This window comes from Vibrio sp. SCSIO 43132, assembly GCF_019904195.1.
Taxonomy (GTDB): Bacteria; Pseudomonadota; Gammaproteobacteria; order Enterobacterales; family Vibrionaceae; genus Vibrio; species Vibrio nigripulchritudo.
Genome location: NZ_CP063200.1, coordinates 1,138,335 through 1,162,237, shown reverse-complemented (window position 1 = coordinate 1,162,237; position 23,903 = coordinate 1,138,335). Strand labels below are relative to the sequence as shown.

Here is a 23,903-nt window from a genome sequence, read left to right as displayed (position 1 = left end):
GAGTCAAGTACCTACCGGTGAACGCTTACGATTAAATTGCTTCAATTAACGACTCTGCAATGCGCTTAAAAGACGCAAAACAGGTATCAAAATCATGAGGCTCGGCGCTAAACACCATTGGCGTAACAAAGTCTTGGAAGCGTTGGTGGAAGGCTGGGTTTTCTTCAATTTCTTGCAATCCGAGTTGTAGCTCTTGTTTTGGGTTGGCAACAAACTCTGCATGTTGACTGCCAAAACGCTCAATATCCTCTTCTAACACTGTTTTAAATAACGGTGTTAGCGCCTCAAGGTCTAGGCTTTCTGTCTGCTCTTCTGTCTTTAAAATGCAGTAAACATCATAGATATGGCGTACTAGTGTGGCATCATCCTTACGCTGTGCATCGCGCTTCACCGACATGGTACGGCGTAACATTGAAATCACTTTTTCAACTAAAGTAGCGTGGATAGAAATGCAATCGAAAGCGCTCACTTCTTGTGGTTGTTTATACAGCTCTGCAACCAGTGATTGAATGTTGCGGGGTTCTACATCGAGTAACGGGATTGTTTCCATCAACTCCAGTTTAATGATGGGACGAAGGCATGGTGACTGGCTAAATTGCTGTGGGTATCTGAATTCGAATTCAACATAACGAAATTCATCATTTACAGTACGCTCTTCAATCGTAAATAGCTTTGATTGAGTGATGATCTGTTCGATCTCGTTAATGCATATTTTACGAGCCGCTTTCTTTTTAGCGCGGCTTAGCTCATTAAACGCTGGTTTGGGGATTAATTTAATGTCTACATCTTCAGACATTCTAAGAATTTTAACGTTTGATTTTGCAAGGGCTGTACCGCCAGAAAAGACCATTTGATGAGAGTCTGCCTTCACTTTAGCTAGCTCAGACAATAGCGCAACAACCCAATAATCTTTTTCAATGATGGCTGGGTTTCCGAGCTCAAGCGCATCGGAAACCTCAAGGAATTGTTGTTTTAGTTTTTCCATATTAACTTGGCGAATTTAACACTCGGTTACCGACAACCAATTTGCGATTAAACTGTTTGGGATTCCATGAGTATTGAACGGATGATGGAATTTGGGTGCTTTCACCGGACAGGCTTTGCAAAGATAGGCTGTCTATCTCAAAATCGATGCCTTTCATCTTTAATATCTCACGCATCAGAGCATCGCTTCCACCTGGGTTAGTGGGCATAGGCTTGCCTGTTAAACTGTTAATCCTTGCCTTGGTGTAGAGACCATAGCCAAGCTTTATTAACTCACCTTGTTTGACCAACTGCCTTAGCGCTCGACCAATTTGGTCGTAGCTGGCAAAACCATCAAAGTCTTTGCGCTCAAAAACATAGCGTCTGGAACGCTTTATCTTTTGATAAACACGATCAACTGCTGTCATTTGAACCCCCTAACTTTCGTACGTTTTCGAAGTATAACGCAAGGTTGTAATTATAGGAATAAATACGGCATACACAGAAGTATAAATACGTCTTGATAACTGACAATTAACTACATAAAATATTGTATTTATAAACATTTAATTAGAAACAATGACAACGACCTTATTCTATATTACTCCCTGACCTTGCTATGTTCTGCCCTCCTTTCAAGATATTCAGCGCATCCTCTATTTCAACGCCAAAATAGCGAATATTATCCAGCTTCGTGATGTTTTCTTCGATTTCGAACCTTGTGCAAATTCAACAGATACCCCAAGCTTGTAGGGCTTTTCTTTTGAGAGAGTTTAAGAAGAATGTCGCAGTTCAAAACCACTTATTACTTAGGCTGATGACCCGTCTTCTTCGCAAACTTTTGCATCGCCTCGGCAAACGTTGTTGTTCCGCCTTTGGCTTTAACCTGTACTACCTTGTATCCCATTTTTTCTAGCGCTTGGCGTTCTGCCAAAACGGCTTTGTCGTCTTGCTGGCTGCCTTGGGCTGGCTGATGAATGTAACACCCTTCTAGTTGACCATCTTCGACCAGTTGGTGGTGTCTCAGTGCATTGATATCAAAATTCATAGTATGTCTTTTAGTTGTAATGAGGCGTGCTGTGGTGGGTTACATTCGCTTTAAAGGCTTAACCACGCTATCAAGCCCTTCAATTTTTAGCGCTAGGCATAGTTTGAGTAAGTCACCTAGCTCTCCTTTTGGCCAGCCTTTCTTATCAAACCAGAGCAAATACTCTTCGGGTAAGTCTATCAATACTCTTCCCGCGTACTTTCCATAAGGCATTTGCATACGCGCAAGTTTGAGGAGGTTTTCTTTTTCTAACATCGCATTGTGTTTCGCTTTAAAGATATGCCTAAGCCTATCAGACTCAGGTTGTTTTCTATATCCCTAATCATGTCGTCGTTTTAAGCGGCAGAGGCTTTGTGCTGATCAAATGGATGATAAATACACAGGCAGAACCAAGCAGACACGCAAGTATTGCAAACTGACTGCCGTGGCTTTCCCATAACCAGCCAATCAGTGCCAGACCGACCGCGGAGAAGATCGCGTACAACAAGTAAAACATGCCAAATGCTGCACCTTTATTAGAAGCGAATTTACTGATGTGCGTCCTGATCGCATTGATGATTATCAGGTCGTGGATGCCAGAGACGGCAAACGCCAGAATGAAGAGGTATTGAGGTGACAGGTAAAGGATCGTCATGGAAGCTAACCCTACGGTGTACCCTATAGAGAGCATTTGAACAGGCTTTAAGCGGTCGTTGATGTTTATGATGAGGAAACTCAAACCGAACTGACTTGCGCGAATCACTACAAGAATTGTTAGCAGAGTGGGTAAAGACATCCCCTGTTCGTTACCAAGCAGTAAGAAGAATGCTTCCCCAAAAGAGCACATCGCCATAAAACAGAAAGTAATCACAGGCGTTCTGAGGCTTGGTTCCAGCTTTATGGCCGTTGATTTCTTTTTACTTACCCCACCTTTAATATCACGTACCCAAAAGGCTAAAACCAACACGGCCAGCAAACCCGGAATAATGGTAAACAGAAAGAGAGTTCGGAAAGTTTCCTCGCTGGTTCCGAAGTAAACCATAACAAGCAGCAGAACAGCCAGACCACTGAATTCGCCGGCTACATCCATGGCTTTGTGCAAACCAAAGCCTTTTCCCTCTTTCCCTTTTTTGCTGGAAAGACCAATCAATTTGTCCTTGGGAGCCGCTCTTAGCGCCTTACCAAACCTTTCAACCGATTTAAGTGTCGCAACTTCCTGCCAGGCTCCAACTGTTGAAAACAAAGGTTTTGCCAAAGCAGAGATGCTGTAGCCGAGTATGAGCATGGGCTTATTGCGATCAAATCTGTCGCTTAGGGAACCAGATACAAATCGAAGTAAATAAGACACCACGGTGGTCACTGCCAGCACTACGCCGACCTGCTGCATGTCTGTGCTTAGCACAATCACTAAAAACAGCGGTAGAACCGGGTTAACCATCGCGCTCGCGGCGTCGGTAAAAAAGCTGACTAAGCCAAGATAGAATACGTTTTTTGTCGATCCCTGACGTTGATTGTCCATTTCATTAAGCTTGATTTGTGGTCTTATTGAATGCGAGTGTAAATCAATTTCATCCTAAAGATTAACAATTTGGAGCAAGTGATGAACACCAAGTCTTTCTTGTTTATCTGAGTATTCAAAAAGCAGATGTCAGTAGGCATTTAATCTGTCTATTTGTGCCTATTCACCCCCTGCCGAACTCGAATCAAGTGCGCTGGTTTTGGTTCAAAGAAGAGCCTAAAAACTCTTGTTTCTAACGAGACCACCGTCACATTTCAAGGTTTAAAATGCTCCCTATACCAATCTTTCAACTTACTAACATTAAAGACAACAATTGGCTGCCAACTGACTGATTTAACAATTTTTCGCTTTGCAACGATTGTAAGGCTTTTAATTTCAAACGGTGCTTAATAGCAAGTTTTTGAGCTAAATTGGAGCGAAAATATCCCGTTCTTCAGCACAGCACCAAATTTAGGTCTATGCTTACCCGCATAATCACTATATTTCATATTGTTAGACATATGAAAAACACGCATAAACGTCTGCTTGGGTTGGCTGGTCTTTTCCTGATAGTACTTTTGTTCTCAAAGTACTTCGGTCTTTTGCTTTTCCCTGAAGATGACAAAACGGCACCCATCATGATTGGCGTATCTCAGACGCCTTTGAGTGCCCCTTTTATCGTGGCAGACAAGCTCAACTTGTTTGAGACGAAGGGGCTGAATGTCGAGATTGTCCCGTGTACAAGTGGCGTTGCGTGTGCTGAAGATTTACTAGAAAGCAAAACCGATTACGCAACCGCATCAGAAACCGTGGTGATGTTTCAAAGCTTTGAAAAGCTGGGAACCAGACTGCTCGCCAGTTTTGTTGAATCGGATAACGACGTAAAACTCCTAAGCCTGAGACCGCTAAAGATTAATCGTATTTCAGACTTAGAAGGTCGCCGGGTCGGCATAGTAAAAGCCAGCGCCAGCGAGTTCTATTTTGATTCTCTGCTGATTGCGGAGAATCTGCTCGATATGCCTGTGGAGCGTATTTACTTAAATCCATCAGAACTGGTCCCTGCCCTGTTGTCTTTTCAGGTCGATGCGATATCAACCTGGGAGCCATATGGTTACCTGACTAACCTAAGATCGACTCAGGAAGTGGTCAACTTAGGTTTTAAGGGCATCTACCAGTTAACGTTTAATCTGATTTCTCACACTAACCCAAGTGAAGAACAAGACATGGAAGCGAAAAAGATCCTCGAAGTTTTAAATGAAGCCAATCACTGGATTCATCAAAACCCTGAACACGCCATGAGTCTGCTGGCGGAGGTTCTGAACGTAGAGGTTCATCAAATACGATGGTCCTGGGAAGATTACGTATTCAGATTGAGTATTGGAAACTCACTGTTAACCAACCTTCAACTGCAATCCAGGTGGGCAATAGAGCGTGGGTTGACTCATGACCGTACCCCAGACTTTCGGCAGATTATCGACAGACGTCCGTTAGAAGCACTGAAAAGACAAAAGGAGCTGCAATGACAGGTTCATTGTTTAAAAAGCTGTGTCTTTTATTCTTCACGACGCTGTTTCTTACCGTCACTATTGCGGCTTCTATGTATCGTATATTTCAGGAGCAAACTCGTACGGAGCATGAACTCAATCAGCTGGTTAGAATTCAGTTAGGTGTGGATCTGTTGCGAAGCCAGCTTTGGCTATTTATGCAATACAAAGACTCGCTAAGCCTTAATCAGGTTGAGCTTGCACAAAAAGAGCTGGATGAGCGTTTAACGGATTTTGAATTCCGATACGGTCACACCACTAATCTTCAAAAGATGAACCAAAGCCTAGCTTCTTTAATTCAGAAGGAACAACAACTCAAACCGAGCCAAAATGAGCCAGCTTCAACACGGCTGCTTAATAGTGATGTGTTGCTCCAGTCCCGCTACAACATGATCATTCAGAACATGACAGAAGAGCTGGCACTCACCCAACAGAGAATACTGTCGAAAGACGCAGAAACCCTATCAAATGCCATTTTTTACCTGTCTTGTGGGCTGGTGATTTTCTCCATTTCGATTTGTGGTTTTGCCTACAGGATTCTGGTTCGCTTCCGTTTGGGTGAACGTTCCATGAAAAAAGCGCTCACTCAGTTAAAGCGCGGAAATCTTGACTATCAAATCAAACCCGAAAAATTTGATCGCGAATTCCTCGTAATGGCGAATTTCTTCAACAAGATGGCAATGTCGTTACGTGAATCGACAGTAACCAAAGACGAACTTCAGGCAGAAATAGCAAGGCAGACAATGAAACTGCAACAGCAGAAAGCGCAACTTCAGTTCCTGTCTGAACATGACCCTCTGACGGATTTAATGAACCGTCGTGCCATAGAACGTTCTCTTTCTGATGCCATTAACAAAGCAAACCGCACAGGTTATAAGATTGCCCTGCTGTTTATCGACCTAGACGACTTTAAAGCTGTGAACGATTCACAGGGGCATGATGCCGGAGACGCCATTCTGGTTGAGGTATCACGAAGGCTTCAACAATGTATTCGTAAGTCTGATTTTGCTGGTCGACAAGGGGGAGACGAGTTTGTCGTTTGCCTTGACCTACTGGAAAACTTTGACGTGGTGAAAACCAAAGCCGAACAAATCATTCAGTCGGTAACTGAGCCCATCTCATACTGCGGTCAGGATCTTTTCGTTGGTTGCAGTATTGGCGTCAGCTATTTTCCAAATCAGACAAAAAGTGCGGACAGGCTGACTCAGCTTGCTGATGTTGCTATGTACAGTGCCAAATCCATAGAAGGCAATGTTTGCTGCAACAGTGAAGGTGAACTGATTTACGCAGCCAAAGAGCTAAGACAGACTCAATGCAGTACGTAATCTTGTATTCACATCACTATTTAACGTACCGCGAACCTTAAAAGCTCTCATTTTTGGGACTTGCCTTTCCGTTTCAATTTTATAAAAGACCTTATACCCAGTACTGATAACCGTACGCTTTTCAGTTCTTTCCCATCTATGCAAAAGGTGGCATTTTCTGATCGCTTTTTAGTTTTGTTTTAAACGGGAGACAAATATGAAGGCACCATACTTAATAAATGAAAATGCGATAAGACTATGTTCATGACGCTGAATTCAAACAAGTAGTCTGAACTCAATCTAATTAAATCCCCCCTTTCAGTGCAGCAAATAAGACAAAGGGCTCGAGACGACCCGAACCCTTTGATTCTGTTTTAACTAAGGTCGGTTACTCATCCATTGCATCGCTGTATTCCAACCACAACGCGTTGATGATTCCAAATGCTGCTGCCAGCAGTAACCCCAAAATCCATACGAAATACCACATCACTAACCTCCGTTTAATACAATGAGTTCGAGTTTTCTTTGACAAACTTAGTGTCCAGTCGCCCGAACATTTTGTAGTAAGTCCATGAGGTGTAGCCCAGAATGACGGGAACCATAACAAAGGCAACTAAAGTCATGGCGTTGAGCGTCAGTTCGCTAGAGGTTGCATCCCATAGCGTCAGGCTATGATCAGGTGAATGGCTGGATGGAATGATAAAAGGAAACATGGTGAATCCGGCGGTCGCAACAATAGATGCATTCGCTAAGCTGCTAGAAACAAAAGCGAGACCGTTTTTGCTTAGCCGCGCCGCAAGAGAAGCGCTAAATAGTGCAATAAAGCCAACAATCGGAGCTATTGCCATTAGCGGGTACTGGCGATAGTTTTCAAACCACAATCCTTTTTGCAACAGCACTTCTTTTACCACAGGGTTTGAATCAGCGTTCAGATCCATAGGGCTGGTAATCTGATAGCCGTTCACATCAAACAGCATCCAACCACCTAACATAAACAGAGCGACCAAAACCAAAGCAATAACTTGTGCAATTTTCCTCGCTCGGAGGTATACCTCTTCACTCGATTTCATCAGTAGCCAGGTAGATCCCTGCAACAGAGCCATACACAAACCGACAACGCCGCACAACAACGCAAACGGATTAAGAAGCTCGATAAAGCTGCCGTGATAGCTCGGCATGAGCAGGCTGTTTAGCTCAAAAGGAATGCCTTGGATCAGGTTTCCGAAGGCGACACCAAACATGATGGGTGGTATGCCTCCTGAAAACGAAATCGCAATGTCGCAATACTGTTTCCATTTAGCCGATTCAATCTTCGCCCGATATTCCAGTGCTAGCGGTCGAAACCACAGCGCTGCCAGCGTTAGGTACATAGCGAGATAAAAGCTCGAAAAAGAAGTGGCATAAACCAGTGGCCACGCCGCAAACAGCGCCCCTCCAGCCGTAATCAGCCAGACTTGGTTCCCATCCCAGTGCGGAGCAATGGAGTTTATCATCAGGCGTCGTTGGTACTCGTCTTTTCCGACAAATGGCACCAGAGCACCGACCCCCATATCAAATCCGTCGGTGACCATAAAGCCGATAAGTAAAACACCAATCAGAACCCACCAGATCAAACGTAAAGTCTCATATTCAAACATCCGATGCCTCCTACACCATGACTTGTTTGCCTAGCGTTGCTTCAACGCCAGCAGGTTGGTTTTCAAAGTGGTAACGCCCTGTTTTCAGGCTGCTTGGACCTTTACGCGCAACTTTGATCATCAGATACGCTTCCACCACCATAAACACGGTATAGAGAGCCAGAATTATGCCGAGAGATAACCAGAGCTCTTGCACTGGTAAAGCGGAAGCGGCGATATCAACAGGTAAAATCTCACCGACCGCCCAAGGCTGCCTGCCATATTCCGCGACAAACCACCCTGCTTCGATGGCAATCCAAGGCAGAGGAATGCTGTAAAATGCCGCTTTAAGAACCCAGGTCTTTTGAGTAATTTTGTGTCGACAAGTCTGCAAAAATGCCATGCCGAAAACAAACAGCATGATAAAGCCACAACCCACCATGATCCTGAATGACCAGAACAACGGCCATACCGTAGGAATCGAATCATCTGCCGCTAGCTGGATCTGCTCTTCGGTGGCATCTGTAACGTTGTCTGTGTAGCGCTTAAGCAACAACCCATAGCCAAGGTCATGTTTCACGTCATCGAACGCTTCTATCGTTGTTGCTGACTTCTCGCCTTCTCTTAAGCGTTCGAGAATTTCATAGGCTTTCATGCCGTTTCGAATACGATCGATATGCTCTTCCCTGAGATCTATCAGACCCGTGACTTGCTCTGTCAGAGAACGGGTTGTAATGATTCCCATCACGTAAGGAATTTTGATCGCATAGTCGTTGTGCATGGCTTCCTGATCAGGAATACCGACAAGGGTGAATGCCGCTGGTGCTGGCTCTGTGTGCCATTCTGCTTCAATGGCTGCTAGCTTCACCTTTTGCACATCGCCTAACTCGTAGCCGGATTCATCCCCCAGAATGATCACCGATACGATGGAAGCCATGCCGAAAGACGCTGCAATGGCGAACGAACGACGGGCAAACGCAACATCCCGCCCTTTTAAGAGGTAGTACGCACTGATGCCCAAAATAAACATAGCGCCACAGGTATAAGACGAGGCCACGGTGTGGACAAATTTCACCTGCGCAACGGGGTTGAGCACCACTTCAGCAAAGCTCACCATTTCCATTCGCATGGTGACGTAGTTAAACTCCGACCCCACTGGATTTTGCATCCAGCCATTTGCCACCAGAATCCAGAGTGCAGAAAAACTCGAACCCAGTGCCACCAGCCAGGTCGCCATAAGATGCTGTCGCTTACTTAGCCTGTCCCAGCCAAAAAAGAACAGACCAACAAAAGTGGATTCCAAGAAGAACGCGACTAACGCTTCAATGGCAAGGGGGGCACCAAATATGTCGCCAACATAGTGAGAATAGTAAGACCAGTTGGTTCCGAACTGGAACTCCATGGTCAGCCCTGTTGACACCCCAAGGGCAAAATTGATTCCGAACAGTTTGCCCCAGAAACGGGTCATGTCTTTGTAAATGACTTTACCAGTCATCACATAGACAGATTCCATAATCGCGAGTAAACAAGACATGCCGACCGTGAGCGGCACAAAAAGAAAGTGAAACATTGCGGTTAACGCGAACTGCAACCGCGATAACTCAACCACATCAAACATTGAGGCTCCAAAACATCCGCCAAGATGCATTCCAGATAGATGAAAACACCGAGCTTCTCGTTGTTCATCCTGGTTCAGAGATCTTTCACTATTGAATTGTGTTTAATGTCTCATAGCCTAGGATGTAGCACGTTGAACAGCTCGACTTTGGCGTATTCCACCACATCCTCGAATTACGTAACTAGAACAGATTTAGGAACAGTTTTCAGAACAGTTGAGTCAGCACTTTGGATCTTGCAAGGCGTGGACTATCTGCCCCAAACTTTCTATCCCCGCACGAATGTTCTCTTCGCACTCATACGACGTATTGATGCGAATATGATGGGAGAATTTTTTGTCGCTGCTGAATATGATCCCGGGCGCGATAGAGAGATTTTCCTCTATTCCTTTTTCGTAAAGCACTTCCACATTGATTGACGGATCAAGCTCTACCCAAAGAAAATACCCTCCTTTGCGACCGTGAATTTTCACCCCTTCGGGCAAATGCTTTTCGAGACAGGCAATGTGATCTGCCTTTCTCGCCGCTAACGTTCGGCGGATCTTTCTTAAATGATTGTCGTAACTGTAGTAAGTCAGATAGTGAGAGAGCCCTAGCTGGATTGGAATGCTGGTCGATAAGGTGGAAAGGTGCTGCAACCGCTGAATGGTTAACGTTTTATCACCTGCAACCACCCAACCAATCCTGAAACCCGGTGACAGGGATTTGGAAAACGAGCCGCAAAGCAAAATCTGATTTCCCTTGTCATGGGCTTTAGAAGGTAATGGCGGAGTGGTTCCGGCATACAGCTCGCCGTAGACATCGTCTTCAATCATGGGCGTCTTGTACTGCTCCATCAATTCGGCAAGTCTTTGCTTTTGCTTGTCCGTTAGCGAATACCCCACAGGGTTTTGCGCGTAGGTCATAAACCAGCATGCTTTTATGTCCATGCTTTTAAGCGCCGATTCCAACACATCGAGATCCAGACCTGATTCAGGGTCTGTTGGAATTTCTACCGCTTCCAGATTCAAACGTTCCAACGCCTGTAGCACACCATAAAAAGCCGGATATTCAATGGCCACTCTGTCGCCCGGCTTGGTGCAGGCCTGAAGGCTAAGATTCAGAGCCTCCATAGCACCAGAGGTAATCACGATTTCCTCTGGCAGCACATTTAACCCACGTTGCTGATAGCGCTGAGCAATTTGCCGACGCAAAGATTCACTGCCGGGAGGTAAGTTGGTCAGCATACTGTTACTCGGCATCTGCCGACTTGCGTTAGCCAGGCTGCGGGATAATGCCTGATGCGGAAACAAAGCAGGATCAGGAAAGGCGCTGCTAAGTGGGATGATGCTCGGGTCTTTGGCTCGGTGGAGAACGTCGTAAAGCAGGTCGCTGATTTTTACCGGAAACGGTTCTAGCTTTTTTACCTTACTATCACCGATATGAATCCCTCTCTGAGGCATTACATAATAGCCGGATTTGGGTTTAGCATGAATGTATCCCTGATTTTCGAGTAACTGATACGCTTGCAGTACCGTTTCTATACTCAGCTTATATCGCTTACAGGTTGCGCGTATGGAAGGAAGCTTTTCACCGCTCAGCCAGATCTTATGTTCGATCTGCTTTTTTAAATCGTTAGCCAGCTTTTGCGGTTTCTTCATTAGCTTTGCCTTTCGCCCTTAACCTTCTGTTTGGCCTAGGAATATAAACTCAAACCGCCCTAATATGCCAGAGCCAGAATTATAGAAGCGAGTACAACGTACAAAATTCTATCAAATCCACATCATAGAAAGTTTCACCCCTACACTTGTTGATGAGGTTTCCGGTTACCACATTGTTGAGTTTACTCTTTGGTCAATAAGCATAGATTTTGTTATTCCAATAATAAGAGACAAAGACTATGAAAAAATCCATAAAACCATCACTAGCTGTGATTGCTTTCCTCTCCATTCCTACAACTGCCTCTGCTGAAGCTATTTTGCACGCGTTTAACTGGCATTATTCCGATGTCACTGCGCGAGCAGAACAAATCGCACTAGCAGGCTATAAAAAGGTGTTGATTTCCCCCGCTATGAAGTCTCGCGGAGACAAATGGTGGGCGCGCTATCAGCCGCTCGATTTCAGGGTGATAGATTCCCCTATCGGCAACAAACAAGATTTACAAAACATGATCAACGCATTGGCTCAGTACAATGTTGATGTTTACGCCGATGTTGTGATGAATCACATGGCGAACGAATCGCTCAAACAGGATGGACTCAACTATCCGGGAAGCGATGTAATTCAGGATTACCAACAGCGTGCGGGTTACTACGCTGCGCAAACTCTGTATGGCGATTTGAGTCACAATCAGTACTCATCTGCCGATTTCCACCCTGCTGGATGCATCACTGATTGGGAAAACCCAGGACACGTGCAGTACTGGCGATTATGTGGACCTAACGGAGACACTGGTCTGCCAGACCTAGAAGTGAATCCGTGGGTGATAGACCAGCAAAGGCAATATCTCGCGGCTCTGAAGAATATGGGGGTTAAAGGCTTTCGTGTTGACGCAGTAAAACACATGAGCCTTCATCACATCAATCAGATTTTCACACCGCAGATCTCTGCCAACATGCATATTTTTGGTGAAGTCATTACTGGAAGTGGTCAGGGTGATACCAGTTACGACGGGTTCCTTGTCCCTTACCTGAATGGCACCAATCACTCCGCGTACGATTTCCCGCTTTTTTCTTCAATCCGACGTGCTTTCTCTTACAACGGAAGTATGACCTTGCTGCACGATCCAAAGGCTTACGGTCAGGCGTTAGAAAGTACAAGATCGATTACCTTCACAGTCACCCACGACATTCCAAACAATACGGATTTCAGGCATCAAATCTTAGATCCAAAAGATGAAGAACTGGCTTATGCCTATGTTTTAGGGCGTGATGGTGGCGTCCCGCTGATTTACAGTGACGAGTTGCCAGACAGCGAAGATCAGGACAACGGTCGCTGGGCAAACGTATGGAATGATTCAACCATGGTTAAAATGCTCAGCTTCCACAACGCGATGCAGGGACAAGGGATGACCATGGTGCATAGTGACCAATGCACGCTGCTGTTTAAACGCGGTAAGCAAGGCGTGGTTGGCATTAATAAATGTGGAGAAAGCAAGCATATAACTGTGGATACCTACCAACACGAATTTAACTGGCACATGACTTATAAAGACGTGCTTTCAGGAACAACAGAAACGGTAAGCTCGCGTTATCACACGTTTGAACTGCCACCCCGTTCTGCAAAGATGCTTAAATTGTAGTTTTGTACTCAAATAGAAAAAGAAAAACCCCAGAAGGTAACTTCTGGGGTTTTCTATTCATTCAAAGAATGGAGGCGCCTCCCGGAGTCGAACCGAGGTCCACGGATTTGCAATCCGCTGCATAGCCACTCTGCCAAGGCGCCTTTATTTTTTATGTTTACCTTTGTGATAAAGATAAACCTTTGTAGATGGTGCCCCGGGCCGGACTTGAACCGGCACAGCGCGAACGCCGAGGGATTTTAAATCCCTTGTGTCTACCAATTCCACCACCAGGGCACACAATATTCATTGTGATGGAGACACCATCTGGATACCGCTATTCAGCCATACCACTTTAATTTGGAGCGACACACGAGGTTCGAACTCGTGACCTCAACCTTGGCAAGGTTGCGCTCTACCAACTGAGCTAGTGTCGCAATGGAGGCGCGTCCCGGAGTCGAACCGAGGTCCACGGATTTGCAATCCGCTGCATAGCCACTCTGCCAACACGCCAAACCGAACTGCTTTAGGAGTCTCTCCCGCCGCGTTCGATGCACACTTTACGGATTCACCAACAGGAGTCAAACAAAAATTTAAGTTTTTCATTCGGTTGATGCTTAATAAAGCAAACCGACGTTTGTTTGATCTTTATTTGGTTAAAAATCACTATTTGGAAATATTGAGAAAATTGGGTTTAAGAAGAAAGAAAGTTAAGCGTTACCACTTCTTGAACATTCTGCCCACAAGATTTGGGTGGTACGACCAACAATGGTCGAACATCGACATTAACTGAGGGTTCCCATATTTAGATAAACTGATCGCGTGGAAGCGATTTGATTTCTCTTTTAACTGATTCACTTTTTTCAGAATGTGTTCTGGTTGTTTAGGTGCAATAAAGTCTGAAATCACAACCAAATCTGCATTGCGATATTTATCCGATGACATCAAATCGATGGATTTTTCAATGACCGGATCTATATCAGTACCGCCGTGGAACGTATAAGACAAAAAGTCACTGGCTTCGCGTAACCCATCCTGCTTGGTCAGCTCATAGGTGATCTGCTCGGTCGAGAAGATGATAACGTAGCACTCGCGTCCTTCCGCCAGAGCTATTTGCATAAGCGCGTAAGCCATCGCCTTGGCGCATTGCTCAGGGAAGCCGCTCATCGAACCGGATGCATCCACACAAATGATGAAAGGTCCTTTTTCGATATCGACCTTCGCGTTGTCAGGAGTCACTGCCCTCACCTTGCGAAGTTTTCGCGACTTGCCCTGAGTTTTGTAATTCATCAGGCGCTTGTCGATCAAATGCTTGTAGAACACCACTTCCAGTTCAGGGTACGCCAGAAACATGGTTTCATTAGGGAGCAATTTGTTAAGGTCATCGCTTTCGTGGATGCCAACTATGTCGTCTGTGGCTTCGTCACTTTTTTCTTCGACGACTCTTAACTCTTCATTTGGGGCTTTGTTCAGATCTGGATCTTCAACTTCACTGGCCATGCGCCCAAGCTTTTCAGCGATTTCCTGTAAGGTTCCGTTCTTTTTCAGGAAGTCTGCATGATGCTTCATGGTTGAAATGTCGGTTTTAGACAACTTGGCAGACGCCATATCCCAAAGCTTACCGATTTGCGCTTCTTCACCAGATTCCGTCACCTTGTCCATGTTCTTCATGGTTTCGATGCGTTGGTACAGGTCTTCGAGTAGCTTCTCTTTGTCACTTTCCAATTCGCTGACCTGAGCTTGTTTAAGCGCCTCGCTCAGGCTCTTGTACCACTGGTCACAGAAGTAATGCGGGAACATCGGGTTGTTGACCCCTTTGTTCTTTTCAAGCAGGCGTCTGGCTTGTAGATAGAACGCAGAATGCCATTCAAGACGCTTGATCACGTCGTGGATCTTGACGAAAAACTCGTCTTCCGTCCAATGAATAACTTCCTGATAAAGTGCCAGTTCGTTGCGAAAATGCTCGGTATCGCACACCTTGGTCATTTTGCGTTTAACTTTGCCGCGCCATTTAAGAAGGTGGTTCTTCATTGAAGATTTAACGCCGCGATTGTTTTCTGCCACCATCATGACTTGAGAGCGTGCCATCAAGTCGTTGACCGCCGTATCAATCAGCCCTGAATCTGCAATCATTAACGCCAGATTTAAACTATCAGCCCCTAACATTCCGCCCCCTTCCTATTCGAAGTACTCGTTTAGGTGTTTGATGCGAAACGCCACTTTCTCGCATTCGGCTTTTGTCGACTCAAGCGTATGAGTGATGGACTGAATGCTGGCTTCCATTTGTGTCGGTAGCTCCGGGTCAATAAAGCTGTGTGGCAATGCGCCATGAAAATCGGATTTAACCTGTCTTAGGTGATGCTCGGCCGCCGTAAGCTGCTCCAGTGCGTGATTGGCTTTCTCGCTCCACTCCTGGAACAGTTCTTCCTCCAGCCCATCGTTAGTCACCAACGTAACCAGAACCGAGCGGTTTGCGATGTCTTTAATCACCAACTGCTCATCAGCGTCCAGACCAAACTTCAGACGCCCCAGATTGGTGTTTTGGTTGACGTAACCGTAGGCATCGCCACCCCCTTCTTTGATCACCTTCTCCAGCTCTGTCATTGAAAGGTAAACCCAGCGGGTATTGCCTTTTTCCCCTTCCCAAACAGACATGTTGCTTTGCAGCAGCGCAAGTTTCACCAAGCCAGAGTCACGCCCGACCTGATAACGCTTGGCGTTACCTGTATCGAAATGGTGAATCTCTTTCTTAAGCAATTTACCTGTGCTGTCTACGGACAGATGCATAGCGTGTTTGGCTTCCAATTCATCCTGAACTTCGTCCAGTTCTTCTTTACAGGTTTCGATCTGTTGATTGATCGTAACCTGATCAAATGCATGATTGATGGCGAAGTCACGAACCACTTCTTCCACAATCTCACGCGATTCAGGGCTGTTCCACAAGCAATCCTGCAATAACAACAAGTCCAGAGGATTAATGGTGTCTCGCCCGTTAAAGTACGCGCTGGCTTTGAGTAACTTCACTGCCTTTTTCCAGCGACGGTCAGACACATAAAGATCCGTATCAGCAATATCGACGCCACTGTCAACACGTTGCTCAATCATGCTTTTCAACTGATACAGTTTTTCAAATACTGACTCGGACAAAGAGAGCGTGTCCAAATCCTGAAGCCACTGGTGATACTCTTCATTGGTGATCGCCAGCCCTTCAGGAATTTGTGCCTCTTGCGGCGTACCTACTGTAAGCATAGAACGAAAGTTCTGCTTGTCCTGAATTCGGTTTACGAACACTCGAACCAACATGCGGTCGTATAAAGCTTCTAACCCACTGTCTTCATCAGGTAATTCGTTTGAAGCAGACACCAGCAATCGCATTGGCACTTTTTCAATTTCGTTACCATTTTTAAACGTTTTTTCGTTTACGACGGTGAGCAGAGTATTAAGGATGGCAGGACCAGCTTTCCAGATTTCATCTAGGAAAACGACTTGAGCGGTGGGCAAATAACCTTCTGTCAGACGAACGTATTTACCGTTGTCTTTTAATTCCTGAATGCTTAAAGGACCAAACACCTCTTCCGGTGTGGAAAAACGAGTCATCAGGTATTCAAAGTATGAGCTGTTATCGAAAGCTTGTATTAAGCGTTTTGCAATTAAGCTTTTTGCGATACCAGGAGGTCCTAGCAAGAAAACACTTTCGCCAGAAAGCGCGGCAAGCAGGCAAAGCTTGATGGTATGTTCTCTTTCGTACACTCCATCGGAGAGTGCGTGCACCAATTTATTGATACGTTCTGATAAAAGTGCCTTCTGAGCATGAGTTGGATTATTAGAACCTAACATTTCGACACCTCGGCATCAGACAAATTTGATAATTTCATTTTAGTATTTTTATACATTTGTTATCACTTTGTTACAAGTAATATCTTGTTTTATTAGACTCTTATAGCAGATCTACACCAAATCGATGGGAAAGAAATCTTTGATTACGTAAATGAGATTTTCATCAGGAAAATATTGAGCTAAGTGATGGAAAAGTCAGAAGTAGGACTTTTTTCATGATTGTGTCTTTACAAAACAGATGCGTGCCAGCAGTATCATTAAAAAAGCAATGGAAACGCTATGTCCCGCACAATACACAGTTGGAAAAATATCTCGCTTTGCGAAGAGGATTTGAACCTTCCAACCGGAAAGCCCATTACCCACACGACCATCGTACATCCGGGTGCTGCTGTCATTTTACCAATCCTTCCAGACAACCGAATTCTGCTCATCAGGCAGTATCGTCCGTCTCTGAAGAAGTGGATATTGGAAGCGCCTGCTGGCACCAAGGAGCCAGATGAGTCTCCAGAATGTTGTGCAAAAAGAGAGTTGGAAGAAGAAACGGGTTACAGCGCAGGCAGTTGGCATTCTTTAGGGCAGGTTACACCATTAGCAGGGTTCTGTGACGAAATACAACACTTGTTTGTCGCCAAAGATTTAAAAAAGACCGATCGTTTAAGTTGCGATGACGATGAGGTTATTGAGCTACTTCCTCATTCACTTGAAGACATTGAAAATGCGATAAAAAACGACGAGTTAACCGATGCTAAAACCATCGCCAGCATTTACAAAGCCAAGTTATGCGGATTACTATGAAACGCCGACCATAAAGGATAAATGACATAATGGATTTTAGATCAGACACTGTCACTCAACCTACCCCAAGTATGAAACAAGCCATGATTGATGCACCACTGGGTGACGATGTGTATGGTGATGACCCGACTGTAAACGACTTGGAACAATGGGCAGCGCAGAGACATGGCTTTGAAGCCGCGTTATTTACGACATCCGGCACACAGGCCAATTTGCTCGCCCTGATGAGTCATTGTGAGCGTGGCGACGAATACATTTGTGGGCAACAGGCACACAATTATCAATATGAAGCGGGAGGCGCGGCAGTACTGGGTTCTGTTCAGCCTCAGCCAATCGAAAACGAACCAGATGGTCGAATCTGTTTAAAGAAAGTCGCCGCTGCAATCAAACCAGACGACTTCCATTTTGCGCGTACCAAACTTCTGAGTCTGGAAAACACCATCAATGGTAAGGTCCTTCCTCTTAGTTATTTAGAAGAAGCGCGACAGTTGACCACTGAAAAGGGTTTGAAATTGCATCTGGACGGTGCTCGTGTTTATAACGCAGCGGTTGCGCTGGATGTAGATATTAAAGAAATCGCTCAACATTTTGATTCCATGACAATTTGTCTTTCTAAGGGACTGTCCGCCCCGATTGGATCTCTGTTACTCGGTGACAAAGCGTTGATCGAAAAAGCTCGCCGTATTCGAAAAATGCTGGGTGGCGCGATGCGACAGGTCGGTATTCTCGCAGCAGCAGGTAAAATCGCGTTAACTGAGCAAGTAGAGCAACTCAAAGCTGATCACAAACACGCTAAGCAGTTAGCAGAAGGCTTGGCAACAATACCTGGGTTTAGTGTAAAGCCTGAACTGGTTCAGACGAATATTGTGTTTGCGAAAGTAGATGAGACGATAGACGTTGATAGCCTCACGAATAAGCTGGCTGAACAAGGTATTATCATTAACCCACGAAGCCCGATTCGATTTGTTACTCACAAAGACGTATCGTCGGATGATGTGAACACTTTGGTTGATACCATTAAACGTTTGATTTAACGCAAACTAAGAATGAATTGTGATTGAGCTTCCCCCTAGGGGAAGCTTTATTTTTGCCTAAAACAAGAAGCAAATTAGGCTGAAGCAATTACATGAGAAGTACCAAATCAATCGTTACCCTGTCCCTTTTCACACTATTCTTCTTCCCCTTACCGTCACTCGCCGGTGATCCGGAAATGGGCAAATTGAAATCATCGAGTTGTGTTTTTTGCCACGCGACGAACTCTGATACCGAAACAACACATCCCAGCCTTCTTGGGAAAGATGCTCAAGCGTTGATTGATGCAATGGAAGAATACAAAAATGGAGACAGAAAAGGTGCGATGGCTGACATGATGAGAGCTCAGCTTCAGCATCTAGACAGCAATGACATAGCCGATATCGCTGCGTTTTATACGGAACTTGATTAACCTTTAGAAAAACAAAAGGGAAGAGCATGCCCTTCCCTTTGCCGATACCGTTCCTAGGCGATTGACCAGAATGACCCAGGTAAGATCGGCGAAATCTGGTGTCAGTTGACCTACATTTTCATGCAGTTCGCATAGTAAGTCGTTGTTGCAGGCCAGTCTGAGAACACACCTAACACACCGACATCTTTAGCCAGCACGTCCAGTAATACCATGGTGTCGCCGTCATTATTGGTTGCGTCTTTGATGGTTTGATAATACCAGCCACCACCATTACCCAGAGGACCAGATCGCTCAAGTGTCCAGGTGATGATGTCTAAACCCGCTTTCTTCGCCAGTTTGGTGTATTCTGACGGAACAATTTTTCCAGAATCATCAAGAGTAACCAGTGCCCACATTGGAGGCGCAATGATCTGTACTCCATCCGCTACCAATGCTTTCATGTCGGCTAGAGTCGCTTTGAAGTTTTCGTCGTTATAGACGCGATCATCCAGATACACTGCTTGTTTTCCAAATTCAGGGTTGTTCTGAATCCAGTACTTAACATCTGCAAGGTTAAAAGACTGTGCGTAAACATCACTCGCGGGAACGTCTGCTGCTCGATATTCATTTATCAGCTTTTGAGCGTACATTTCTTGAGAAAATCCGTTGAACGGCATATCTACCGCTGGGGATTTGAGTTCCGGAGTCATCTTCACACCGTGTTTTTTGAACAAAGCGATACTTTCAGCATGCGTCATCAGTGTGCCTTTGCTGGCGTAAAGATCGGTTCTCCAGCCAGCAGTGCCATCCATGTACTCTTCAACTGTCGTTGCCATCGGATTGGCACCGTCCATTTTGCCGGTCAAGCGTTTGAATTCAGCGAGCGTAAAGTCTGACGTTCGGCATTCGACTTTGGCTTTTTCACCTGTTGAAGGGTTTGCTGGCTGAAAGGGAATGCTGCATTTTGCCGCGAGATCTGGATGCGCAAGAACATCTGTCGTAGTGTGTAAGTCACTTTGAGAATGGCGGCAAACCAATTCTTTGTCTTTAGTGAAGGTAACATCACATTCAAGGACGCCCGCCCCCATTTGGATGGCGGCAACATACGATTCTTTTGTGTGCTCAGGAAACTGCATTGGCGCACCACGGTGCCCGATAGAAAATTCGCTGCGGTAGAATGGACCCGTACTGCACTGCTGCAATTTACGTTTAAGTGCGCCGTCGTCCATATCTTCAATCAGGTACAAAGGTCGTGGTCCTAGCTGGACCGCGTCGTGTGCAATGGCATTGAGGGACGATCCAAACAGCACCACTGCTGCGACCGCCTTCATCAAGTTGTTCATGGGGTGACTCCTGTCAGTTATTTTTCTTTTGAAGGAGTCAACTTAAAAGCTCGAAATGACAACTGCGTGAACAAGTCATGGCAGTTTTATGTTGTTGATAAAAATCTTAATTCTGAAATCTAAATCTGCTATTTCTTAGCTTTTCCCCTGCCATGGTGGATCTTAAGCTTCGCTTTTAACTTACGTTTTTCCGAACCACGGCTTTTGCGCTTTCTTGGCTTATCTTCTGAAATTTCTTCTTCTAAGCTGGGCTCGAAACCTGCCAGCCATTCTTGAGGCAGGCGCTTATCCAGTAGCCTTTCGATGGCATTCAACAGGTATTCTTCATCACGGCTCATCAATGAAACGGCGAAACCTTCACACCCAGCACGACCCGTTCGACCAATTCTATGAATGTAGTCTTCCGCTTTATACGGCATATCGAAGTTCACCACTTGATCAAGTTGGTGGATGTCCAAACCACGAGCCGCAACGTCTGTCGCGATCAGCGCTCTGACTTTTCCCGCTTTAAAATCATCTAACGCTTTTTGGCGTGCTCCCTGACTTTTATCACCATTAATTGATGCGGCTTTTATACCGTCAAGCTTCAGTTCTTTAACTAGCGCATCAGATCCTTCTCTGGTTTTAGTAAATACCAGAACCTGCTGCCAGTTTCTTGAACCGATCAGATAGGCTAGTAGCTCTGATTTACGCTTTTTGTCCACCGGATACACCATTTGTTTAACGGTATCGGCGGTTGAATTATTGGGTGTAACCTGAACTTCTACAGGCTGCGTGAGGATTCGGTAGGCAATCTTCTTGACGTTATTGGCAAAGGTTGCAGAAAAGAATAGCGTCTGGCGCGCATCGTTCAAACGGCGAAGAATGCGTTGAATGTCTGGCATGAATCCCATGTCGAGCATTCGATCCGCTTCGTCGAGAACCAGGACTTCCGTTTCGTTGAGCTGAATATGTTTGGTAAACAGGTGATCGAGTAAACGTCCTGGTGTTGCGACAAGTATATCCACCCCACCCTGCAGTTTCTCAGTTTGCACTTTCATACTTGTGCCGCCATACACTGCCAGCACTTTTACATCCAGTTCATGCGCATAACTGCTCAGGTTTTCTAACACCTGTTGAGCCAGTTCGCGCGTCGGGACCAAAACCAGACTACGTACCAGTTTGTCGGTTAACGGTTTTGGCGATTCGGTCAAGCGCTGAATGATTGGCAAACCGTAAGCGGCGGTTTTACCCGTTCCAGTCTGCGCTCCTGCAAGAACATCTTTTCCGTCTAAAATATGCGGAATAGACTTCTCCTGAACAGTCGTTGCCTCCTTAAAACCCAGTTGAGTGATACGAGAAAGCAAAGCAGGAGTAAGACCAAGATTTTCAAATTGCATAAGGCAGAATCCGACACAAAAACAGGAGCGCGGATTGTATACCCAAGTGGTCAAGACGTAAAACTAAAGAGAAGAATAAAAGGCTTTGGCGTTATTCAGCACATCAGGATAAAGCGTATGAAACGCTTGGTTGAGCGCTTTGTACTCTGATTCTAACGTCGCACCACATTCGCTTAAACTTGCCAGCCTTGGGCGGCGCATTGCCATTCTTTTCAAGGCAAACTGAATATTACTCAATTCAGCGTAAGACAGCAGCCACTGACCTTCCCACATATAACCAGAAACAGTTAGAAAGCGTTCGGGCAATTCATCTGTTTCTTCACTCTTTACGTCACTTTCGGCATGCAGGCAAAATTCCGACAAAGACATCTTGTGATGATGTTTCCAGTGACGAGCTAGGCAATGATCCCAAAACATGTCGAGTGCAATGGGTGAAAAACGTTTAAGCTCGTCGGGGAATAGAGGTTTAAGATCTTTTACGATTGGATGGGTGTCGGTGTAGGAATCAACGAATCGATGGAGCTTAATACCGTTAACAATGTCTTGTTGAAATCGACCATCAGGAGACCCTTTAACAAAGTCCCCTAATAAGTTTCCAAGCAAATTACTTTTACAAAAGTCTGCGATGTGCAGATGGGCGAGATAATTCATGAAGGTGGGTGGAATCTGACTTTAGTCTTCCACCAATTCCTCTAATAGATAGTCAGACAAGTTTAAACCAATTTCCATCGCATCCAAAAGCTCAAGGCTTTCTTCTTCGAAATTGGTGTCTGAATTCGGTTCTTCAATCATAGGGTTTCCTCACTAAGGAAAATCTGAACTTATACATTTGGTTTAGATATAAGGCAGCGCCTTTAAAATTCCTACAAAAACACACCTACATTACAGTCAAAGTTTGAAGTTCATCTAGAAAATATCTCAACCACCCGAATGTAAATAATTATATACAATTTGGGTATTTTTTACTTTACACACTTTCTTGTTGCTTTACGCCTCCTCTGGCAAAGTACCAGACATTCAAAACTGGCTATAAAATGAGAAAAGCCTCACTTTATGTCACGCCCTCAAGGTCATACTGTAAAAATTAATGAACACTCATAAATCTAAAGTCTTTGGCAGCACACTTATCATCGCTGGAACCACTATTGGCGCGGGAATGCTCGCCTTGCCACTTGCTTCAGCAGGAATTGGTTTTATTACGTCTTTAATGATCATGTTAGGGATTTGGCTGTTAATGGTGTATACCGCCCTGCTTATGCTTGAGGTTCACCAACATGCCGATGCAGATGCCACGCTGCATACATTGGCACAGCAATTTTTAGGGAAAAAAGGGAAATGGGTGGCAACCTTTGCCATGCTTTTCCTTTTTTACGCACTTTGCGCTGCCTATATTGCTGGTGGCGGAGAGCAGTTCCACCAGAGGCTGTCATCCCTCATGGACATTGAAATCAGCCCGACTGTGTCCACCGTCATTTTTACTGCTTTAGTCGCTGGTGCGGTTACTTTAGGCACCTCTTCAGTAGATAAAATCAATCGTGTCCTGTTTACGATAAAAATTCTCGCGATGGGCATTACGCTTTATGTGCTTGCTCCGGGGATAAACTCTGGTTACTTGGTTAACATGCCTGTACAGCAAGCGCTGATCATTTCTGCTTTACCAGTCATCTTTACCTCATTTGGCTTTCACGGCAGTATTCCAGCCGTCGTCAAATACCTTGATAAAGACATAAAAGGTTTAAGAATCGCACTGATCCTTGGTTCTTCCTTACCTCTTTTACTTTATGTTCTCTGGCAGGTGTCAACACTGGGAGTACTAAGTCAGGATGAACTGAACGCTCAGGATGGTCTGGCTGGGTTCATGCAGGCACTGTCTTCAACTGTTCAATCTGGATCTGTACAAAATGCTATTTCAGTTTTTGCCGACCTTGCGTTGCTGACTTCCTTTCTAGGTGTGAGTCTGGGTTTGTTTGAATTTCTGGGAGACAGCCTGAAAAAGCACACTAAGAATTCCAGAGTTAAAACAGCATTGATTACTTTTGTTCCACCAATGGCATTTGCACTTTTCTACCCTCAAGGGTTTATCATGGCATTGGGTTACGCTGCGATTGCCTTGGTCGTACTGGCTGTATTTCTACCTGTCAAAATGGCTCATACGGCGAGAAAAATTCACTCATCAAAATCAACGTATGTAGTTGCTGGTGGCTCTGCAAGCCTTGCAATCTGTATGATTGCCGGTATCACCATTATTGCAACCCAGTTCCTCATCTCTTTCGGATTATTAGCATCCATTGGTTAGATA

At 45.1% G+C, this 23,903-nt stretch carries 21 protein-coding genes and 4 tRNA genes; 7 read left to right on the top strand and 18 right to left on the bottom strand.

Annotated features, from left to right (window positions below):
* Positions 1-31 precede the first annotated feature (31 nt).
* The 5 genes from INR79_RS23405 to INR79_RS23385 all read right to left on the bottom strand — a co-directional run bounded on the left by INR79_RS23405 (position 32) and on the right by INR79_RS23385 (position 3,509).
* Complete coding sequence (locus INR79_RS23405; RefSeq protein ID WP_223097146.1) at positions 32-985, bottom strand: nucleotidyl transferase AbiEii/AbiGii toxin family protein; 954 nt, start codon at positions 983-985, stop codon at positions 32-34.
* A gap of 1 nt (position 986) precedes the next feature.
* The gene (locus INR79_RS23400; protein ID WP_022602507.1) at positions 987-1,391 is read right to left on the bottom strand and encodes a DUF6088 family protein; all 405 of its coding nucleotides are present in this window, start codon (positions 1,389-1,391) and stop codon (positions 987-989) included.
* 377 nt (positions 1,392-1,768) lie between these two features.
* Positions 1,769-2,011 carry a hypothetical protein gene (locus INR79_RS23395; protein WP_223097144.1) on the bottom strand — a complete coding sequence of 81 codons (243 nt, stop codon included), beginning with the start codon at positions 2,009-2,011 and terminating at the stop codon, positions 1,769-1,771.
* A 39-nt stretch (positions 2,012-2,050) separates the two neighbouring features.
* Positions 2,051-2,266, bottom strand: a complete 216-nt coding sequence (locus INR79_RS23390; protein WP_004405721.1) for a DUF3820 family protein — start codon at positions 2,264-2,266, stop codon at positions 2,051-2,053.
* Between the two features lie 67 nt (positions 2,267-2,333).
* Positions 2,334-3,509: an MFS transporter gene (locus INR79_RS23385; RefSeq protein ID WP_223097142.1), complete on the bottom strand. Its 1,176-nt coding sequence runs from the start codon at positions 3,507-3,509 to the stop codon at positions 2,334-2,336.
* 500 nt (positions 3,510-4,009) lie between these two features.
* On the opposite strand from INR79_RS23385, the gene INR79_RS23380 reads away from it, so the two are divergent.
* Together INR79_RS23380 and INR79_RS23375 are read left to right on the top strand one after the other, a co-directional pair.
* Positions 4,010-5,011: an ABC transporter substrate-binding protein gene (locus INR79_RS23380; protein WP_223097141.1), complete on the top strand. Its 1,002-nt coding sequence runs from the start codon at positions 4,010-4,012 to the stop codon at positions 5,009-5,011.
* The gene (locus INR79_RS23375) at positions 5,008-6,357 is read left to right on the top strand and encodes a GGDEF domain-containing protein (RefSeq protein WP_022613282.1); all 1,350 of its coding nucleotides are present in this window, start codon (positions 5,008-5,010) and stop codon (positions 6,355-6,357) included. The genes INR79_RS23380 and INR79_RS23375 overlap by 4 nt, the downstream gene beginning before the upstream one ends.
* Positions 6,358-6,724: 367 nt before the next feature.
* On the opposite strand, the gene cydX is transcribed toward INR79_RS23375, so the two are convergent.
* From cydX to INR79_RS23355, 4 genes are all read right to left on the bottom strand, one after another.
* On the bottom strand, positions 6,725-6,823 hold the full coding sequence (gene cydX, locus INR79_RS23370) for a cytochrome bd-I oxidase subunit CydX (protein ID WP_004405717.1): 99 nt from the start codon (positions 6,821-6,823) through the stop codon (positions 6,725-6,727).
* A gap of 13 nt (positions 6,824-6,836) precedes the next feature.
* The gene (gene cydB / locus INR79_RS23365; protein WP_223097140.1) at positions 6,837-7,973 is read right to left on the bottom strand and encodes a cytochrome d ubiquinol oxidase subunit II; all 1,137 of its coding nucleotides are present in this window, start codon (positions 7,971-7,973) and stop codon (positions 6,837-6,839) included.
* Positions 7,974-7,983: 10 nt separating this feature from the next.
* Entirely contained in the window at positions 7,984-9,570 is a 1,587-nt protein-coding gene (locus tag INR79_RS23360; RefSeq protein ID WP_022602705.1) for a cytochrome ubiquinol oxidase subunit I, read from the bottom strand.
* A 219-nt stretch (positions 9,571-9,789) separates the two neighbouring features.
* The gene (locus INR79_RS23355) at positions 9,790-11,208 is read right to left on the bottom strand and encodes a PLP-dependent aminotransferase family protein (protein WP_223097139.1); all 1,419 of its coding nucleotides are present in this window, start codon (positions 11,206-11,208) and stop codon (positions 9,790-9,792) included.
* A 239-nt stretch (positions 11,209-11,447) separates the two neighbouring features.
* Between INR79_RS23355 and INR79_RS23350 the strand changes: the two genes are divergently transcribed.
* Complete coding sequence (locus INR79_RS23350) at positions 11,448-12,848, top strand: alpha-amylase family protein (RefSeq protein ID WP_223097138.1); 1,401 nt, start codon at positions 11,448-11,450, stop codon at positions 12,846-12,848.
* 69 nt (positions 12,849-12,917) lie between these two features.
* Here the strand turns inward: INR79_RS23350 and INR79_RS23345 are convergent.
* The 6 genes from INR79_RS23345 to INR79_RS23320 all read right to left on the bottom strand — a co-directional run bounded on the left by INR79_RS23345 (position 12,918) and on the right by INR79_RS23320 (position 16,664).
* A tRNA-Cys gene (locus tag INR79_RS23345) sits at positions 12,918-12,991 on the bottom strand.
* Between the two features lie 46 nt (positions 12,992-13,037).
* A tRNA-Leu gene (locus INR79_RS23340) sits at positions 13,038-13,124 on the bottom strand.
* Positions 13,125-13,188: 64 nt separating this feature from the next.
* A tRNA-Gly gene (locus INR79_RS23335) sits at positions 13,189-13,264 on the bottom strand.
* A gap of 2 nt (positions 13,265-13,266) precedes the next feature.
* Positions 13,267-13,340 (bottom strand) — tRNA-Cys (locus INR79_RS23330).
* A 204-nt stretch (positions 13,341-13,544) separates the two neighbouring features.
* The gene (viaA, locus tag INR79_RS23325) at positions 13,545-14,993 is read right to left on the bottom strand and encodes an ATPase RavA stimulator ViaA (protein WP_223097137.1); all 1,449 of its coding nucleotides are present in this window, start codon (positions 14,991-14,993) and stop codon (positions 13,545-13,547) included.
* A gap of 12 nt (positions 14,994-15,005) precedes the next feature.
* Positions 15,006-16,664: an ATPase RavA domain-containing protein gene (locus INR79_RS23320; protein WP_004401428.1), complete on the bottom strand. Its 1,659-nt coding sequence runs from the start codon at positions 16,662-16,664 to the stop codon at positions 15,006-15,008.
* 279 nt (positions 16,665-16,943) lie between these two features.
* Here INR79_RS23320 and INR79_RS23315 point away from each other — a divergent pair, with 279 nt between their 5' ends.
* The 3 genes from INR79_RS23315 to INR79_RS23305 all read left to right on the top strand — a co-directional run bounded on the left by INR79_RS23315 (position 16,944) and on the right by INR79_RS23305 (position 18,903).
* A complete protein-coding gene (locus tag INR79_RS23315; protein ID WP_004401430.1) occupies positions 16,944-17,459 on the top strand; it encodes an NUDIX hydrolase in 516 nt (171 codons plus the stop codon).
* 29 nt (positions 17,460-17,488) lie between these two features.
* Positions 17,489-18,493, top strand: coding sequence for a low-specificity L-threonine aldolase (gene ltaE / locus INR79_RS23310; protein ID WP_022592526.1), 1,005 nt, complete (start codon positions 17,489-17,491; stop codon positions 18,491-18,493).
* A gap of 92 nt (positions 18,494-18,585) precedes the next feature.
* Complete coding sequence (locus tag INR79_RS23305) at positions 18,586-18,903, top strand: c-type cytochrome (RefSeq protein ID WP_262415413.1); 318 nt, start codon at positions 18,586-18,588, stop codon at positions 18,901-18,903.
* 110 nt (positions 18,904-19,013) lie between these two features.
* Here INR79_RS23305 and INR79_RS23300 read toward each other — a convergent pair whose 3' ends face one another.
* From INR79_RS23300 to INR79_RS23290, 3 genes are all read right to left on the bottom strand, one after another.
* Positions 19,014-20,225, bottom strand: coding sequence for a glycerophosphodiester phosphodiesterase family protein (locus tag INR79_RS23300; RefSeq protein WP_223097136.1), 1,212 nt, complete (start codon positions 20,223-20,225; stop codon positions 19,014-19,016).
* Positions 20,226-20,353: 128 nt separating this feature from the next.
* Positions 20,354-21,604 carry a DEAD/DEAH box helicase gene (locus tag INR79_RS23295; RefSeq protein WP_223097135.1) on the bottom strand — a complete coding sequence of 417 codons (1,251 nt, stop codon included), beginning with the start codon at positions 21,602-21,604 and terminating at the stop codon, positions 20,354-20,356.
* Positions 21,605-21,667: 63 nt separating this feature from the next.
* Positions 21,668-22,255 (bottom strand): ACP phosphodiesterase, encoded by a 588-nt coding sequence (locus tag INR79_RS23290; RefSeq protein WP_223097134.1) that lies wholly within the window; start codon positions 22,253-22,255, stop codon positions 21,668-21,670.
* 436 nt (positions 22,256-22,691) lie between these two features.
* Between INR79_RS23290 and INR79_RS23285 the strand changes: the two genes are divergently transcribed.
* Positions 22,692-23,900 (top strand): aromatic amino acid transport family protein, encoded by a 1,209-nt coding sequence (locus tag INR79_RS23285; RefSeq protein WP_223097133.1) that lies wholly within the window; start codon positions 22,692-22,694, stop codon positions 23,898-23,900.
* Positions 23,901-23,903: the final 3 nt, after the last annotated feature.

What these genes read in the sequence shown, in the direction of transcription:
- INR79_RS23405 (WP_223097146.1), bottom strand. Translation starts at nt 985, where the DNA reads ATGGAAAAACTAAAACAACAATTCCTTGAGGTTTCCGATGCGCTTGAG.
- INR79_RS23400 (WP_022602507.1), bottom strand. Translation starts at nt 1,391, where the DNA reads ATGACAGCAGTTGATCGTGTTTATCAAAAGATAAAGCGTTCCAGACGC.
- INR79_RS23395 (WP_223097144.1), bottom strand. Translation starts at nt 2,011, where the DNA reads ATGAATTTTGATATCAATGCACTGAGACACCACCAACTGGTCGAAGAT.
- INR79_RS23390 (WP_004405721.1), bottom strand. Translation starts at nt 2,266, where the DNA reads ATGTTAGAAAAAGAAAACCTCCTCAAACTTGCGCGTATGCAAATGCCT.
- INR79_RS23385 (WP_223097142.1), bottom strand. Translation starts at nt 3,509, where the DNA reads ATGGACAATCAACGTCAGGGATCGACAAAAAACGTATTCTATCTTGGC.
- INR79_RS23380 (WP_223097141.1), top strand. Translation starts at nt 4,010, where the DNA reads ATGAAAAACACGCATAAACGTCTGCTTGGGTTGGCTGGTCTTTTCCTG.
- INR79_RS23375 (WP_022613282.1), top strand. Translation starts at nt 5,008, where the DNA reads ATGACAGGTTCATTGTTTAAAAAGCTGTGTCTTTTATTCTTCACGACG.
- cydX (WP_004405717.1), bottom strand. Translation starts at nt 6,823, where the DNA reads ATGTGGTATTTCGTATGGATTTTGGGGTTACTGCTGGCAGCAGCATTT.
- cydB (WP_223097140.1), bottom strand. Translation starts at nt 7,973, where the DNA reads ATGTTTGAATATGAGACTTTACGTTTGATCTGGTGGGTTCTGATTGGT.
- INR79_RS23360 (WP_022602705.1), bottom strand. Translation starts at nt 9,570, where the DNA reads ATGTTTGATGTGGTTGAGTTATCGCGGTTGCAGTTCGCGTTAACCGCA.
- INR79_RS23355 (WP_223097139.1), bottom strand. Translation starts at nt 11,208, where the DNA reads ATGAAGAAACCGCAAAAGCTGGCTAACGATTTAAAAAAGCAGATCGAA.
- INR79_RS23350 (WP_223097138.1), top strand. Translation starts at nt 11,448, where the DNA reads ATGAAAAAATCCATAAAACCATCACTAGCTGTGATTGCTTTCCTCTCC.
- viaA (WP_223097137.1), bottom strand. Translation starts at nt 14,993, where the DNA reads ATGTTAGGGGCTGATAGTTTAAATCTGGCGTTAATGATTGCAGATTCA.
- INR79_RS23320 (WP_004401428.1), bottom strand. Translation starts at nt 16,664, where the DNA reads ATGTTAGGTTCTAATAATCCAACTCATGCTCAGAAGGCACTTTTATCA.
- INR79_RS23315 (WP_004401430.1), top strand. Translation starts at nt 16,944, where the DNA reads ATGTCCCGCACAATACACAGTTGGAAAAATATCTCGCTTTGCGAAGAG.
- ltaE (WP_022592526.1), top strand. Translation starts at nt 17,489, where the DNA reads ATGGATTTTAGATCAGACACTGTCACTCAACCTACCCCAAGTATGAAA.
- INR79_RS23305 (WP_262415413.1), top strand. Translation starts at nt 18,586, where the DNA reads ATGAGAAGTACCAAATCAATCGTTACCCTGTCCCTTTTCACACTATTC.
- INR79_RS23300 (WP_223097136.1), bottom strand. Translation starts at nt 20,225, where the DNA reads ATGAACAACTTGATGAAGGCGGTCGCAGCAGTGGTGCTGTTTGGATCG.
- INR79_RS23295 (WP_223097135.1), bottom strand. Translation starts at nt 21,604, where the DNA reads ATGCAATTTGAAAATCTTGGTCTTACTCCTGCTTTGCTTTCTCGTATC.
- INR79_RS23290 (WP_223097134.1), bottom strand. Translation starts at nt 22,255, where the DNA reads ATGAATTATCTCGCCCATCTGCACATCGCAGACTTTTGTAAAAGTAAT.
- INR79_RS23285 (WP_223097133.1), top strand. Translation starts at nt 22,692, where the DNA reads ATGAACACTCATAAATCTAAAGTCTTTGGCAGCACACTTATCATCGCT.